13 protein-coding genes are annotated in these 14,951 nt (G+C 69.5%); 12 read left to right on the top strand and 1 reads right to left on the bottom strand.

Translation table 11 applies throughout. The features are described from left to right. Positions 1 to 38: 38 nt before the first annotated feature. The 3 genes from Raf01_RS10770 to Raf01_RS10760 all read left to right on the top strand — a co-directional run bounded on the left by Raf01_RS10770 (position 39) and on the right by Raf01_RS10760 (position 4,906). The gene (locus Raf01_RS10770) at positions 39 to 620 is read left to right on the top strand and encodes a hypothetical protein (protein WP_203917647.1); all 582 of its coding nucleotides are present in this window, start codon (positions 39 to 41) and stop codon (positions 618 to 620) included. 365 nt (positions 621 to 985) lie between these two features. Then, positions 986 to 2,767, top strand: coding sequence for a proteasome ATPase (gene arc / locus Raf01_RS10765; protein ID WP_203917646.1), 1,782 nt, complete (start codon positions 986 to 988; stop codon positions 2,765 to 2,767). 210 nt (positions 2,768 to 2,977) lie between these two features. Then, a complete protein-coding gene (locus Raf01_RS10760; protein WP_203917645.1) occupies positions 2,978 to 4,906 on the top strand; it encodes a hypothetical protein in 1,929 nt (642 codons plus the stop codon). A 63-nt stretch (positions 4,907 to 4,969) separates the two neighbouring features. Here Raf01_RS10760 and Raf01_RS10755 read toward each other — a convergent pair whose 3' ends face one another. Then, positions 4,970 to 5,305, bottom strand: coding sequence for a GtrA family protein (locus tag Raf01_RS10755; RefSeq protein WP_203917644.1), 336 nt, complete (start codon positions 5,303 to 5,305; stop codon positions 4,970 to 4,972). A gap of 182 nt (positions 5,306 to 5,487) precedes the next feature. Here Raf01_RS10755 and Raf01_RS10750 point away from each other — a divergent pair, with 182 nt between their 5' ends. The 9 genes from Raf01_RS10750 to prcA all read left to right on the top strand — a co-directional run bounded on the left by Raf01_RS10750 (position 5,488) and on the right by prcA (position 14,907). Beyond that, positions 5,488 to 6,030 (top strand): acyltransferase, encoded by a 543-nt coding sequence (locus Raf01_RS10750; protein WP_203917643.1) that lies wholly within the window; start codon positions 5,488 to 5,490, stop codon positions 6,028 to 6,030. Positions 6,031 to 6,067: 37 nt separating this feature from the next. Further along, complete coding sequence (locus tag Raf01_RS10745) at positions 6,068 to 7,180, top strand: DegT/DnrJ/EryC1/StrS family aminotransferase (protein ID WP_203917642.1); 1,113 nt, start codon at positions 6,068 to 6,070, stop codon at positions 7,178 to 7,180. Further along, on the top strand, positions 7,173 to 8,120 hold the full coding sequence (locus tag Raf01_RS10740) for a Gfo/Idh/MocA family protein (RefSeq protein WP_203917641.1): 948 nt from the start codon (positions 7,173 to 7,175) through the stop codon (positions 8,118 to 8,120). The genes Raf01_RS10745 and Raf01_RS10740 overlap by 8 nt, the downstream gene beginning before the upstream one ends. A 2-nt stretch (positions 8,121 to 8,122) precedes the next feature. Continuing rightward, a complete protein-coding gene (locus tag Raf01_RS10735; RefSeq protein ID WP_203917640.1) occupies positions 8,123 to 9,055 on the top strand; it encodes a glycosyltransferase family 2 protein in 933 nt (310 codons plus the stop codon). Positions 9,056 to 9,127: 72 nt separating this feature from the next. Further along, positions 9,128 to 10,723 (top strand): DUF2142 domain-containing protein, encoded by a 1,596-nt coding sequence (locus Raf01_RS10730; RefSeq protein ID WP_203917639.1) that lies wholly within the window; start codon positions 9,128 to 9,130, stop codon positions 10,721 to 10,723. A 213-nt stretch (positions 10,724 to 10,936) separates the two neighbouring features. Next, positions 10,937 to 12,445: a depupylase/deamidase Dop gene (dop, locus tag Raf01_RS10725; RefSeq protein WP_373319521.1), complete on the top strand. Its 1,509-nt coding sequence runs from the start codon at positions 10,937 to 10,939 to the stop codon at positions 12,443 to 12,445. Positions 12,446 to 12,682: 237 nt separating this feature from the next. Further along, positions 12,683 to 12,901, top strand: a complete 219-nt coding sequence (locus Raf01_RS10720; RefSeq protein WP_203917638.1) for a ubiquitin-like protein Pup — start codon at positions 12,683 to 12,685, stop codon at positions 12,899 to 12,901. Positions 12,902 to 13,063: 162 nt separating this feature from the next. After that, the gene (prcB, locus tag Raf01_RS10715) at positions 13,064 to 13,903 is read left to right on the top strand and encodes a proteasome subunit beta (protein ID WP_203917637.1); all 840 of its coding nucleotides are present in this window, start codon (positions 13,064 to 13,066) and stop codon (positions 13,901 to 13,903) included. 62 nt (positions 13,904 to 13,965) lie between these two features. Next, complete coding sequence (gene prcA / locus Raf01_RS10710; RefSeq protein ID WP_373319520.1) at positions 13,966 to 14,907, top strand: proteasome subunit alpha; 942 nt, start codon at positions 13,966 to 13,968, stop codon at positions 14,905 to 14,907. Positions 14,908 to 14,951: the final 44 nt, after the last annotated feature.

Below are 14,951 nucleotides of genomic sequence, written 5' to 3'. Positions count from 1 at the left end.
CGACCCGCCCGCCCGGGCAGCACGGAGAGCGAGGCCGCATGACCCCGTCCGGTCCCGCGTTCAACGACCTGCCCGCCGTCTTCCCGGACTGGTCGCCGTACCCCGACCTGGAGTCCGCCGCGCGGGCCTACCTGCGCGATCCGGAGGTGGCCCTCGACGCGCTGGGCGGAGTGCTGCGCGGCGCCACCGTTCTCGGCTTCACCCTCGAACGGTTCGTGAACGAGGTCAACGGCGTCTGGCAGGAGGTCGTGGTCTGCGACGGCACCCGGCTGGTGCTCTGGCACGGCGAGGACGTGCCGCCCAGCGAGGGCCCACCCGGCTCGATGACCTCTTCGCTGCGGGTGGTGCCGCTGTCCGCGGTGACCGAGGTGGGCTGCCGGCGACGGCTGACGCGGGGCGGCGGCGGGCCGGTCCGGGTCGACAGCGTGGACGTGTACCTGCTGCTCAGCTCGCTGGACGAGGCCGGTCTCGGCACCGTCGCCAGCGAGGAGGCCAGCACGCTGATCCGGCACGACGCGCTGCGGTTCGGCAAGACGCTCGACGACGGGGGAGCCGGGCAGATCGCGCGCCTGGAGGAGTTCGCCCGCCTGGTGGCGTCCCTCGTCGGTCGTCCCATTTAGCCCATGATGAGCGGTGAGAGGCGATACGGGGGATCGGTCCTCGGTGTCCGGGCCAGCGATCTCGCGGCCATCGATCGGCCGCGACGGGTCCGGGTCGCGCCGCTGCTCCGGATGCCCGGGACGTGGCCCGGCGGGCGGTCGCCGGCCGCGTCGAGCATTCCCGACCGCGGTGCGGACGGCGCGTTCTTGGCGCTCAGCCCATCGGTCAACGCCGACACGCCGAACCGCCCGGAAAATGCCGCGAACATCACCCTGAAGGTACCCGGAACAATAAGAGTCTGTGACGGCCTAGCCGGTAGGGGCGAACAGAGGCGATCAGCGGTTAGTGTTAGACCACAACGTTCGAGCCCCCGGGGAGGTGGGACGTGGCACGTAGTGACGACGCGGAGACCCGCGCCGCCCGTTGGGAGAAGGAGGCCCACGATCTCTCGACCCAGGTCGCGTTCCTTCAGGAGGAACTCGCCTTGGTGCGGCGCAAGCTGACCGAGAGCCCGCGGCACGTGCGCCAGTTGGAGGAGCGGCTTGCCGCGACTCAGTCTCAGCTGGCCCGGCTGACCGAGAACAACGAGCGGCTGGTGGCCACGCTGAAGGAGGCGCGTGCCCAGATCGTGACCCTCAAGGAGGAGATCGACCGGCTCGCCCAGCCGCCCAGCGGCTACGGCGTGTTCCTCGGGCGGCATGAGGACGGCACGGTGGACGTGTTCACCGGCGGTCGCAAGCTGCGGGTCGCGGTCTCTCCGGCACTCGCGGCCGAAGAACTGCGCCGGGGCCAGGAAGTCCTGCTGAATGATGCCCTCAACATCGTCGACGCGTTCGGCTTCGAGCGCGCCGGCGAGGTGGTGATGCTCAAGGAGGTCCTGGACAGCCCGATCGATGGCAAGCCCGACCGCGCCCTGGTCATCTCCCACGCCGACGAGGAGCGGGTGGTGCACCTGGCGGAGAGCCTGAACGTGGCGGCGCTGCGTTCCGGCGACTCGCTGCTCATCGAGCCGCGTTCGGCCTACGCGTACGAGCGGGTGCCCAAGAGCGAGGTCGAGGAGCTGGTACTCGAGGAGGTGCCGGACGTCGGGTACGAGGACATCGGCGGCCTGCACTCGCAGATCGAGCAGATCCGCGACGCCGTCGAGTTGCCCTTCCTGCACGCCGACCTGTTCCGTGAGCACCAGCTGCGGCCCCCGAAGGGCGTGCTGCTCTACGGGCCGCCCGGCTGCGGCAAGACCCTGATCGCGAAGGCGGTGGCCAACTCGCTGGCCAAGAAGATCGCCGAGCGGCGTGGCGAGGAGAAGCACACCAGCTACTTCCTCAACATCAAGGGGCCCGAGCTGCTCAACAAGTACGTCGGCGAGACTGAGCGCCACATCCGGCTGATCTTCCAGCGCGCCCGGGAGAAGGCCAGCGAGGGCACACCGGTGATCGTGTTCTTCGACGAGATGGACTCGGTCTTCCGCACTCGTGGCTCCGGCGTCTCGTCCGACGTGGAGAACACGATCGTTCCCCAGTTGCTCTCCGAGATCGACGGCGTGGAGGGCCTGGAAAACGTCATCGTGATCGGCGCGTCCAACCGTGAGGACATGATCGACCCGGCGATCCTGCGCCCGGGTCGGCTCGACGTGAAGATCAAGATCGAGCGACCGGACGCCGAGGCCGCACGGGACATCTTCAGCAAGTACATCCTGTCGGACCTGCCGCTCGCCGACGACGACGTCGCCGAGCACGGGGGCGACCCCAAGGCGTGCGTGGCCGCGATGATCGAGGCCGCGGTGCTGCGGATGTACTCGGAGACGGAGGAAAACCGGTTCCTGGAGGTCACCTACGCCAACGGTGACAAGGAGGTCCTGTACTTCAAGGACTTCAACTCCGGCGCCATGATCCAGAACATCGTCGACCGGGCGAAGAAGATGGCGATCAAGGAGTACCTGTCCTCGGCCCGCAAGGGGCTGCGCCTGCAGCACCTGCTCGACGCGTGCGTCGACGAGTTCCGGGAGAACGAGGACCTGCCCAACACGACCAACCCGGACGACTGGGCACGGATCTCCGGCAAGAAGGGCGAGCGGATCGTCTACATCCGCACGCTGGTCTCCGGAGGCAAGGGCACCGAATCCGGGCGCTCGATCGACACGGTGACCAATACCGGACAGTACCTGTAACGGTCCCCCGCAGGGGACCGGAGAGCGGCATGATCGTGGTACGGCAGGGCGACCCACAGGGCAGCCCTGCCGTACCACGTACGCTGCCGGGTGCCGGCGCGCCGGCACCCACCAAAGGGACGTAATATGCCGTCGGACAGCGCCCGGTGATCGTGGCCGGGCCCGACATCTGGCGACGGCAGGGGGCCGCACACAGTGATCACCGGCAACATGTCCACTGAACGCCCGCCCACCGTCCCCGCCACCGAGACGTCGCCGGCCACCGGCCGCAAGCGTCTCGTGCCGTTGCTGGTCGCCCTCGTCGCGTCCTGGGTCGTGCCGCTCCTGACCAACCTGGCCCACGTGGACTGGCTGCTGCCGCCGCTGCTGCTGCTGGCGACCGCCTCGCTGCTGCGCGCCGGACGTACCGTGCTCGACCGCCTGATGTGCGCGATGGCGCTGGTATTCGGGGCGACCCTGGCCGCCGGGCTTCTGCTGTCGGTCTGGCCCTGGCACCTGGCCCCGGTCGGTGCCGCCGGGCTGGGCGGCACGGTGCTGACCGCCGTCGCGGCGGTCACCGGCCGCCGCCCGCAGCTGCCGCGGCTGCTCCGGCGATCCGACCTGATCACCCTGGGATACGCCGCGGTGTGCGCGGCCGTCGCGCTCCTCCCACTGGTACGCCGCGACCTGGCCGGCCGGTTGTCGCTGTTCATGCACGTCGAGGACTTCTCCCGGCACCTGATGATCTACGACACGATCCGGACCCAGGGCGGTTACCTGTTCCTGCACAAGGCGCAGTCGATCGGTCACGTCTACGAGCCGGGCTTCCTGACCTACCCGCAGGGTGGGCACTTCACCTACGCCCTGCTGGAGAACTTCCTCGAGTCCTCGGCCGTGCCGGGCAACCCGCTGACCTGGACGAGCAACTTCATCTGGCTGCACACCTTCGGGTTCATCGCGATGTGTCTCGCGGTCCTGTGGGCGGCGCAGCGGGTGGCCGGCCCCAGTGTCGGGATCTGGCGGGCCGGCGCACTCGGCGCGCTGATCACCGCATACCTGCTGCTCGACGTCCCGATCACGGTGTTCGACTCCGGGTACCCGCAGGAGGTCACGTCCCTGGCCGTGGTGGCGATGCTGGCCGGCGTCGCGATCCGCCCCATTGCCCGGGACCGTGAGCAGATCCTCCTGGTCGGCGCGCTGCTGGTGGCGATCTCGTTCACCTACTACCTGTTCCTGCCGGTGGCCGGCGTCATCGCGCTCGGATGGCTGGTCGCGTACCGGCGGCGGGTGCTGCCCCGGTGGCGGTACACGCTCGTCGTCGGGGTGGTGTCGCTGGCGCTGGCCGCCGTGCCCCCACTGCTGAACCGGTCCGCCGATCCGGGCACCGTACTGCTGCAGAACGGGCAGGCGATCCCGGTGCGCACCCACCCGCTCTGGGGACTCGGGCTGGCCTGCGTCGCCGCCTCGATCCTGCTGATCGCCCGGCGCCGCCGGTTCGGCGTGGTCGCGGCGGTCGCGGTCATCGTGGTCGGGGCGTTCTCGGCCGGCGTCAACAAGTACCAGGCGGCCAACGCGGGGGCCTCGTACTTCTGGTACAAGACGCTGCACGAGGCGATCATCGTGATCCTGGTGGCCAGCGGCGTCCTCGCCGCGGTGCTACGGCTGCCGCCGAGGCTGTCCCACCGCTCCTGGTGGCGGCTGGTCACCCCGGTCGCGGCCGCGATCGTGGCGATCGGGTCGGTCGGGTACTTCGCCCGGGGCACGGCGACCTCGATGAGCGAGGGCCGGCGCTACCTCACCGGCCGGACTGCGGAGCCGAGCCCGGCGGCACGCGACACGGTCGCGGTGTTCCAGCGCTTCCCGCACGCCGACGACAAGCTCACCGTGGTCTACATGGACGGCCAGTGGCCGCAGTTCTACACCACCATCTACCTCGGCATCATGCACCACCAGTACGGCACGGCCGAGGACTTCGCGCAGCACATCCGTCCCTGGAACGGCAAGCACAACCTGCCGCAGATCGAGCCGCTCATCGCGAGCAGCACGAGGCCGGTACGGGTGATCGCCAAGGATCCGCAGGACCTGGCCGACCTGCGCGCGTTCGCCGCCACGCTGCCGTCGGGGAAGCTGGAGGTCGTGGACTTCAACGCGGGCGGCTGACCGCCCGGGCGGCGCTCCGGCGGGTTCCTGAGGCCGCTGCGCTCCCGGGTGGCACCGGGGCACTCAGCGGAAGACCCACAACCGGAACGCCACGTAGTTGATGGCCGCGACCACGCCCGAGGTGACCACCTTCGACACCAGGTAGGGCAGGCCCAGCCAGGTCAGTCCCTGCACTCCCACGACGGTCAGCACCAGATTCGCGGCGACGAGATAGAGATAGCGGTGCAGTTGGCGCCCGACATGGCCCTCGGCGGCGAAGGCCCATTTGCGGTTTAGGCCGAAGTTGGCGACGAATGCAACGGCATATGCCAATACCGTCGCCAACGGTAACCAGAGCTTCAACACACCGTGCAACAAGAAGAGCGTGCCGGCGTCGAGTATGAAGCTGGTGCCGCCCACCAGGACGAACCTGACCGCGCTATGCCTGCTCAGGTTGGTGATAGAGGCGGTAAGACTCGACGACACTCGAATTCCCCCTGTCCGCGACCCCTGATGCGGGGGCCAGATCGAACAGGCTATCGTTCCGCCGGGTGCAGCGATCGGTCGCGGTACGCTGAATCGTTCTTCGAAAGGGTCTGTCTGTGTCGCCAGATGGTTCTCCCCCCGAACCGTCGCCCTACATCCATCCGAGCGCCGAAGTCGAGAATGGCGCTGTGGTCGGCCCGGGCACAAAGATATGGCACGTGGCTCACGTGCGTTCGACGGCACGCATCGGTGCGGGCTGCACCGTCGGTCGCAACGTCTACGTAGACGCCGACGTCACCATCGGTGACCACGTCAAGGTCCAGAACAACGTCTCGGTCTACGTGGGCGTCACCATCGAGGACGACGTTTTCGTCGGTCCGAGCGCGGTGTTCACGAACGACCACAATCCCCGGGCGACCAACACCGACTGGAAGATCACCCCGACCAGGGTGCGCCGAGGTGCGTCGATCGGCGCCAATGCCACCATCGTCTGCGGCGTCGAGATCGGCGAGTACGCCCTGGTGGCAGCGGGCGCCGTGGTGACCCGCGACGTCTTGCCCAACCAACTCGTGGCGGGCAACCCGGCCCGTCCCCGAGGTTGGGTCGACGAGCGTGGTGAGGTCGTGTCGCGCGACCCGCAACGTCCGGCCGGCCTCTGATCCCTGACCCCCGACAGATAGCGAGGCATCTCCCCTCATGAACACCCCGCAGCCGATTCCCATCACCTCTGTGGTTATCGGTGCCGAAGAGAAGGCGGCGGTGCAGCGGGTTCTCGACTCGGGCATGCTCGCCCAGGGACCGGTTGTGGCCGAACTCGAGCGGCAGTTCGCCGAGCTGACCGGCGTCCCGCACGCCGTCGCGGTCAGTAACGGCACCGTTGCTCTGGTCGCCGCCCTCGAAGCGCTGGGCCTCGGCCCGGACGACGAGGTGATCACCACCCCGTTCAGCTTCGTCGCCACCCTCAACGCCATCCTGGAGAGCGGGGCGAAGGTCCGGTTCGCCGACATCCGGGACGACTTCACCATGGACCCGGACTCGGTCCGTTCCCTGGTCAACGAGCGCACCCGGGCGCTGCTCCCGGTGCACCTGTACGGCCTGCCGGCGGACATGGACGCGCTGTCCGAGATCGCCCGAGCCCACGACCTGCACCTGGTGGAGGATGCCGCCCAGGCGCACGGCGCCACGATCGCGGACCGAGTCGTCGGCTCCTTCGGCGTCGGCTGCTTCTCCCTCTACGCGACGAAGAACCTGCAGTGCGGCGAAGGTGGCCTGATCACCACGTCCGACGACCTGCTCGCCGACCGGCTGCGGCTCCTGCGCAACCAGGGCATGCGGGTGCGGTACCAGTACGAGGCGGCCGGACACAACTGGCGCCTGACCGACCTGCAGGCGGCAATCGCGGTACCGCAGGTCGCCCGGCTGGCGGACAACGGCGCCGCCAGGGCCGCCAACGCCGCTGCCCTCAACGAGGGGCTGGCCGGGCTGCCGGGCCTGATCACGCCGGGAGTACCCGCCGGTCGCGGGCACGTGTGGCACCAGTACACGATCCGGGTCACCCCGGAGGCGCCGATCGACCGGGAGGATCTGGCCAAGAAGCTGGAGCAGGCGCGGATCGGCTACGGACTGTATTATCCCCGGCTCATGCACGACTATGACTGCTACCGCGGGCACCCCCAGATCACGGTGGACCCCACGCCGGTAGCCGCGCAGATCACCACTGAGGTGTTGTCCCTGCCGGTCCACCAGAACCTCACGCCGAGCCAGCTCGACCGCATCGTCGGCACCGTCCGGGAGGCGTTCAATGGTTAATCTAGCGATCTTCGGCGCCGGGATCATGGGCGCCAATCACGGGCGGGTCGCGCGGTCGATGCCGCAGTACACGGTCACCGCGATCTGCGACCCCGACCTGGCCCGCGCCGAGGCGGTCGCCGGTCCGCTCCAGGCGGTCGCCACCACCGACTTCGACGAGGCGATCCGGGACGCCGAGGCGGTCGTGCTGGCCGCGCCGAGCGACATGCACGGCGAGCTCGGCGAGCGGATCCTGAAGAGCGGCCGGGACCTGCTGGTGGAGAAGCCGATCGCCACCACGGTGGCGGACGCCGAGCGGCTGGTCGAGGCGGCGGCGGCGAACGACAGGATCCTGATGGTCGGCCACGTCGAGCGGTTCAACCCGGCCGTCGTCGAGCTGCGACAGCTGGTCGACGAGCCGCTGTCCCTGGAGATCACCCGGGTCGGCCCGTTCTCCAGCCGCAACCTGGCCGACGTGGTGCTCGACCTCATGATCCACGATGTCGATCTCGCGATGGCGATCGTGGGGCAGAACGTCGTCCAGCAGGAGGCCATGGCCCGGGTGGTGCGCTCCGGCGACCAGGACCTGGCCTGCGCCCTGCTCCGGTTCGAGAACGGCGTGATCGCGAATATCACGGCGAGTCGGGTGAGCCAGAACAAGATCCGTCGCATCACGCTCACTCAGCGTGAGAACAGCGTCGTCGCCGACCTGCTGCGCCAGCACGTCGAGGTGCACCGCATCGAGCACTCGGAGTACCTCGACGACGGCGGCGTACGGTACCGCCAGAGCGGTCGGGTCGAGATCCCGTTCCTGTCGCAGCACGGGGAGCCACTCATGCACGAACTGAGCCACTTCGCCGAGTGCGTGACGCAGCGCACCGATCCGCTCGTCAGTGGTGCGGACGGCCTGGCGGCGCTGCGGATCTGCTTGGACATCCGGGACTCCGCGGTGGTGGGGTAGCCGTGTTCGAGGGCTGCACCATCGCGGCGGTGGTACCGGCGTACAACGAGGCGAAACTCATCGGCACGACCATCACCACGATGCCGGACTTCGTCGACATCATTGTGGTCGTCAACGACTGCTCGACGGATGAGACCTCGCAGCGCGCGCTGGAGGTCGGCGACTCTCGGGTCGTGCTGATCGAGCACACCAAGAACACCGGCGTCGGCGGTGCCATTCTGGACGGGCACACGAAAGCGCTCGAACTCGGTTCGGATGTCAACGTGGTGATGGCGGGCGACGCCCAGATGGACCCGCAGTACCTGCCCGCCCTGCTGAGCCCGATCTGCACCCAGGGCTACGAATTCACCAAGGCGAACCGGTTCTTCTCCCGCAGTTCGTACGCCGCCATGCCGACGGTTCGCATGCTGGGCAGTGTCGGGCTGTCGTTCGCCACCAAGGTCGCCAGCGGCTACTGGAATCTGTTCGACCCGCAGAACGGCTATACGGCGGTGCACCGCTCGGCGTTGAGCCGGCTCGACCTCAACCTCATCGCGCGCGGCTATGAGTTCGAGAACGACCTGCTGATCTGGCTGAACATCGCGAACGCGCGCGCTCGCGACGTCCCGATCCCGGCGCGTTACGGCGACGAGGTCTCGACAATGAAGATCAGCAAGGTGGCGCCGACGATCGCCAGCCTGCTGCTGCGGGGCTTCTGGCGGCGGCTGATGCTCAAGCACGTCCTGGCCTCGTTCTCCCCGATCGCCCTGCTGTTCTTCAGCGGCCTGGCGTTGTGCGCCTGGGGGCTGGCGGTGGGTGTCTGGGTGCTCGTCGAGACGCTCGGTCCGCCCGCCGCGTCGACCGGAAGTGTGCTGCTCAGCGTGGGCCCACTATTGACCGGTATCCATATGTTGATCTCGGCCTGGACTCTTGATATACAGGCAACGCCCGACTGAGCGCCTCGCACCTTTCAGGTGGCCCGCCGTCACGGGCCGTTGAAGTCGACTCGAACCGATTGGTGGCGCGCCATGGTAGGCGACCAGAACAATCAGGCCCTGGTCAGGCGCCGGGTGCGCCGGTATGGCCTGCTGGCTTTCGTGGGTTTCTTCTTCATGATCGCTGCCTGGTCGCTCGCCGCGCCGTATGACGGGACGCCGGACGAGCAGGCGCACATCATCCGGGCCGCGGGCGTCGACTCGGGCCAGGTGGCGCCGGCGCCGGTCGCCGCGTCCCACGGCTCCGGCGCCTTCCAGACGGTGCCCAAGGGCCTGGTCAGGACGAACTGCTGGGCCTACGACCAGACCAAGTCGGCGGCGTGCGCCACGTCGCCGAGCGCCGACCGGACTCCGGTGACCGTGCCGACCGGTGCCGGGAGATACAACCCCGTCTTCTACGCGTTGGTCGGCTGGCCGCTCCGGTTGTGGCCGGGCTGGCCGGGGGTGCTGCTGGCTCGGCTGATCTGCGCCGCCGCCAGCGCCGCCCTGTTCGCCGGTGCCTTCGTCAGCGCCATGCGCTGGTCACGGTTCCGGCTCCTGGCCGTCGGGTTGGTGGCCGTCGCCACGCCGATGACGCTGCAGATGTCCAGCGCGGTCAACCCCAGCGGTCTGGAGATCGCGGCCGGCATCGCCTTGTTCGCCAGTGGAGTCCCGCTGTTCATGCGGCCCGACGGTGAACGGTTCGACCGCAGACTGCTGTGGCAGGTCGCGATCGCCGCCGCGATCCTCGCCACGCTGCGGGCCGCCGGCCCGCTGTGGCTGGCGTTCTCGGCCCTGGCGCTGCTGCTGCCGTTGCGCCCCTCGAGAATCCGCCGGCTGTGGGGGATCGGAGCGGTGCGTTGGTGCCTGGCCGGTCTTCTCGTGGTCGGCGTGGCGGGTGTCGGGTGGACCGTCGTACAGAAGGCCACCGACCTCGGGGACTTCCGGCACACGGTCTGGCTCTCGCACGGGCAGGCGACCTGGGCCGTGCTGCAGCAGTGGCGGGAGTACACGGACGAGTTGGTCGGCGTGATGTCCTGGCTGGACCTGCGGCTGCCCGCGTTCCTCTACATCATCTGGGAACTGGCCGTGGGTGCCCTGATCCTGGCCGGTGTCGTCCTGAGTAACCGGCTGGACCGGTGGCGGCTGTTCGTGGTGTTCCTCGGTGGCGCCGTGGTGCCGACCCTGATGCAGATCAAGTACGTCAACGAACAGGGTTTCGTGACGCAGGGGCGGTACCTACTGCCGGTCCTGGTCGGGCTGGTCCTGATGGCCGCCTTCATCATGGAGGAGCGCGGCGTCGGCGCGGGACGTGCCCGCACCATCGCCCGGCTGGTCGCCGGTACGCTGCTGCCGCTGCAGATCGTCGCCCTCGGCTACACGATGGTCCGCTGGCAGCATGGCATCACGAAGAGCTATCCCAAGGCACACGAGCTCAACCCGTTGGCTGGCCCGTGGCATCCGGTGGTCGGCTCGCTGACTCCCTTGCTCGTCGAGGTGGCCGGCCTGGTGGTCGTCGGAGCGCTGCTCTGGCGAACCGTGGGCCGGCCGGCCACCGAACTGTCCTCGCTTTCCGCCGCGGGGCAGGTCGAGCACACACGGGAAGCCGATCCGGACCGCCCGGCGGAAGCCGCCATGGCCGGCGCCTGAAACCCTTTTGACTGGTCTGGGTCGCGGCGCGGCGTCAGATGCGCCGAGCCAGACCAGTCGCCGCCGTAGGGCGGGCGCCAGCCGGCGGCCGGTCCGTCGGCGTCGCCGCGGCTGCGTCCTTTCCCGTCCAGATGGCCGCAATTCGGCGTCGATGGCACAACGCGGTACGACGAGGATGACCGCCAACCGGAGGCGCTCGACTAGGCTCTGGGTATGGGTGTACACCGGGTGATGGGGACCGAGATCGAGTACGGCATCTCCGTGCCGGGCCAGCCGGGTGCCAACCCGATGGTGACCTCGTCTCAGATTGTGAATGCCTACGGCGCGCGGCCGGAGCTCTCCCGCAACGGACGGGCCCGGTGGGACTACGAGGAGGAGTCGCCGCTGCGGGACGCGCGCGGCTTCACCTACTCCGGCGCGCTGTACGACCCCTCCGAGGCGCTGGCCGACGAGGATCTCGGGCTGGCCAACGTCATCCTCACCAACGGCGCCCGGCTCTACGTCGACCACGCCCACCCGGAGTATTCGACGCCCGAGGTGACCAACCCGCGCGACGTCGTGCTGTGGGACAAGGCGGGGGAGCGGGTGATGGCCGAGGCCGCCCGCCGGGCCGCGACGATCCCGGGAAGCGCGCCCATCCACCTCTACAAGAACAACACCGACAACAAGGGCGCGAGCTACGGCGCCCACGAGAACTACCTGATGCGCCGGCAGACGCCGTTCGCCGACATCGTGCAGTTCCTGACCCCGTTCTTCGTGACCCGGCAGATCGTCTGCGGCGCGGGCCGGGTCGGCATCGGGCAGGACGGCTCGACGCCCGGCTTCCAGATCTCCCAGCGCGCCGACTTCTTCGAGGTCGAGGTCGGCCTGGAGACCACGCTGAAGCGGCCGATCATCAACACCCGGGACGAACCGCACGCCGACGCCGACAAGTACCGGCGGCTGCACGTGATCATCGGGGACGCGAACCTGTCCGAGACCTCCACGTACCTCAAGGTCGGCACGACCGCGCTGATCCTGGAGATGATCGAGGAGAAGGCGCTCACCGCCGACCTGGGCATCACCGATCCGGTCGGTGAGTTGAAGCAGGTCAGCCACGACCCGACGCTCACCTACCGGATCAAGATGCGGGACGGCCGCCGGCTCACCGCGCTGGACCTGCAGTGGGCCTTCCTGGAGCGGGCCACGGCGTTCGTCGACAACCGGGGCGGCGACGAGCAGACCCTCGACGTGCTGCGCCGCTGGGAGTCCGTGCTGGACCGGCTCGGCAAGGACCCGATGTCCTGCGCCGACGAGCTGGACTGGGTGGCCAAGCTCCGCCTGCTGGAGGGATACCGCGACCGGGAGGACCTGGGCTGGGGCTCGCCCAAGCTGCAGCTGGTCGACCTGCAGTATTCCGACGTCCGCCCGGAGAAGGGCCTGTACCACCGGCTGGTGGCCCGCGGGGCGATGAAGACGCTGTTCACCCCGGAGCAGGTCCGGGAGGCGATGACCGAGCCGCCGGAGGACACCCGGGCATACTTCCGAGGGCGGTGCCTGGCGCAGTATGCGTCCGAGGTGGTCGCGGCGAGCTGGGACTCGGTGATCTTCGATGTCGGGCGCGAGTCGCTGGTACGGGTACCGATGATGGAGCCGCTGCGGGGCACGAAGGCCCACGTCGGGGCCCTGTTCGACCGCTGTCCGAGCGCCAAGGACCTGCTGGAGGCGCTGACCGGCGCCTGACCGGCCCCCCCCGCCGGGACCGGGCCGCACCGCCCCCTCCCGGACGCCCGCCCGGACACGGCGTCGCGGGCGACGATCGTTACGCCATGGGCGAAACCGCCGACCCGGCCCAGGCTGCTCCGGGGCCCCGCGTGGCGCCCGGCCGGCCGCCGCGTCGGTGGGACCGGGGTCGACGGTCGGGGTAAGTTGGTCGCACAGGGCACGCAAGCGGGGCCGCGCAGCTAGCAGGAGGCAACGATGGCAACCCGGGACACGGGCGGACAGTCGCAGTCGGGTCGCAGCCGGCGCGACGAAGAGATCGACGACGCCGGAGCGCCGGCGGTCGACCCGGAGGTGGCCGAGAGGCAGGAGAAGCTGACCGAGGACGTCGACGACCTGCTCGACGAGATCGACTCGGTACTGGAGGAAAACGCCGAGGAGTTCGTCCGGGGGTACGTCCAGAAGGGCGGCCAGTAAACCCGATCATCGGGACGGTAGTCTCAACGCGTCCCATCTCGGCAAGCGCCCGCGGCGGCACGGGTCAACCTCGCCGCCGCAGGCGCTGGTGAGTGCAGCGGCAACGAGTGCGGTGCCAACGATTGCGGTGGCAACCTGATCGCGTACCTGAAGGGAACACACGTGGCAGCGGGTCTTGATCCATCCTGGCGGCTACCGGCGGCGTTCACCGTGCCTGGCCTGTCGTCGTTCAGCGAGTTTCTGGGTGCCGCCGCGCCGGAGTTGCTGCCCGGCCGGAGGCCGCTGCCAACGGGGATCAACGCCGACATCGCCCCGCACGCCACCACGATCATCGCGATCAGCTGCGCGGACGGTGTCGTGATGGCCGGCGACCGGCGGGCCACGATGGGCAACCTGATCGCCAACCGGGACATCGAGAAGGTGCACGCCGCCGACGAGTTCTCGCTGGTCGGCATCGCCGGCACGGCCGGCGTCGGGATAGAGCTGATGCGCCTGTTCCAGGTCGAGCTGGAGCACTACGAGAAGATCGAGGGCGCGATGCTCTCGATCGACGGCAAGGCCAACCGCCTGGCCACGATGATCCGTAACAACCTCGGCGCGGCGCTGCAGGGGCTCGCGGTGATCCCGCTGTTCGCCGGGTATGACCTCGACGCCGCCGAGCCCGGCCGGGCCGGCCGGATCTTCAGCTTCGACGTGGCTGGCGGGGTCTACGAGGAGCGTGGCTTCGACGGGATCGGCTCCGGTTCGCTGTTCGCGAAGGCCGCGCTGAAGAAGCGGTACCGCCCCGGCCTGCCGGTCGAGGAGGCGATCACCCTCGCGGTCGAGGCGCTGTACGACGCGGCCGACGACGACACCGCGACCGGTGGCCCCGATCTGACCCGCCGCATCTTCCCGGTCGTGATGACCGCCGGAGCCGACGGCACCCGACGCATCTCCGACGAGCAGTCCGCGGAGGTGTCGGAGGCCGTGGTGGCCCGTCGCATGGAGAACCCCGGCGGCTGACGCCGCGCTGACCGATACCGCCCCGTCCCCACCGATCGTCGAGACCGAGGAGACCGCCCGCCGTGGCCATGCAGTTCTACGCCTCGCCTGAGCAGATCATGCGAGACCGCTCCGAGTACGCGCGCAAGGGCATCGCGCGCGGCCGCAGCGTCGTGGTGCTCACGTACTCCGGCGGCGTGCTGTTCGTGGCGGAGAACCCGTCGACCGCGCTGCACAAGGTGAGCGAGATCTACGACCGGATCGGCTTCGCGGCGGTCGGCCGGTACCCGGAGTTCGAAAACCTGCGCGCCGCCGGGGTACGCCTGGCGGACCTGCGCGGCTACTCCTACGACCGGCGAGACGTCAACGGCCGGGCACTGGCGAACTTCTACGCGCAGATGCTGGGCGCCATCTTCACCGAGCAGTCCAAGCCGTTCGAGGTGGAGCTGTGTGTCGCCCAGGTGGGCGCGACCCCGGAGCAGGACGAGTTGTACCGGCTCACGTACGACGGCTCGGTGCAGGACGAGCCCGGCGTGGTGGCCATGGGTGGCCAGGCCGAGTCCATCTCCGGCGGCCTGCGCCAGCGGCACAGCCCGGACATGGCGCTCGACGTCGCGCTGCGGCTGGCCGTCGAGGCGCTGGGCAGCGTGGGCGGCGAGGGCAACGCCCCGCGCACGCTGACCGCCACCCAGCTGGAAGTCGCGATCCTGGATCGGCACCGGCGCGGGCGTGCGTTCCGCCGGCTCACCGACCGGGCGCTGACCGATCTCCTGGCCGCGCCGGAGCAGCCGGCCGCCGAGGGTGCGGCTGGTGAGGGCGCGAGTGGTGAGGGCGCGGCTGGCGAAGGCAAGGACGGTGCCGCCAAGGACGGTGCCGCCAAGGACGCTGCTGCCAAGGACGCCGGGGCGACCGCACCGGAGGCGACCGGGTCCGGTGCCGCAACGGACGCACCACCGGCCGATGCGGGCACGGCTGGCGATGAGGACACCGGCCCCGACTCGACGCAGTCCGCCGAGACCGACTGATAACCCGCGTCCGACTGTCAACGCCGCGTCCGACTGTCAACGCC

It is taken from the genome of Rugosimonospora africana, from assembly GCF_016862975.1.
Taxonomy (GTDB): Bacteria; Actinomycetota; Actinomycetes; order Mycobacteriales; family Micromonosporaceae; genus Rugosimonospora; species Rugosimonospora africana.
The sequence above is the reverse complement of the archived record's forward strand: the minus strand, read 5'-3'. Positions and strand labels throughout refer to the sequence as shown.

Excerpts from the sequence above, each read along its gene's own strand:
- Raf01_RS10720 (WP_203917638.1), top strand. The coding sequence starts at position 12,683 with ATGGCAACCCGGGACACGGGCGGACAGTCGCAGTCGGGTCGCAGCCGG.
- Raf01_RS10770 (WP_203917647.1), top strand. The coding sequence starts at position 39 with ATGACCCCGTCCGGTCCCGCGTTCAACGACCTGCCCGCCGTCTTCCCG.
- Raf01_RS10760 (WP_203917645.1), top strand. The coding sequence starts at position 2,978 with ATGTCCACTGAACGCCCGCCCACCGTCCCCGCCACCGAGACGTCGCCG.
- Raf01_RS10740 (WP_203917641.1), top strand. The coding sequence starts at position 7,173 with ATGGTTAATCTAGCGATCTTCGGCGCCGGGATCATGGGCGCCAATCAC.
- Raf01_RS10745 (WP_203917642.1), top strand. The coding sequence starts at position 6,068 with ATGAACACCCCGCAGCCGATTCCCATCACCTCTGTGGTTATCGGTGCC.
- Raf01_RS10730 (WP_203917639.1), top strand. The coding sequence starts at position 9,128 with ATGGTAGGCGACCAGAACAATCAGGCCCTGGTCAGGCGCCGGGTGCGC.
- dop (WP_373319521.1), top strand. The coding sequence starts at position 10,937 with ATGGGTGTACACCGGGTGATGGGGACCGAGATCGAGTACGGCATCTCC.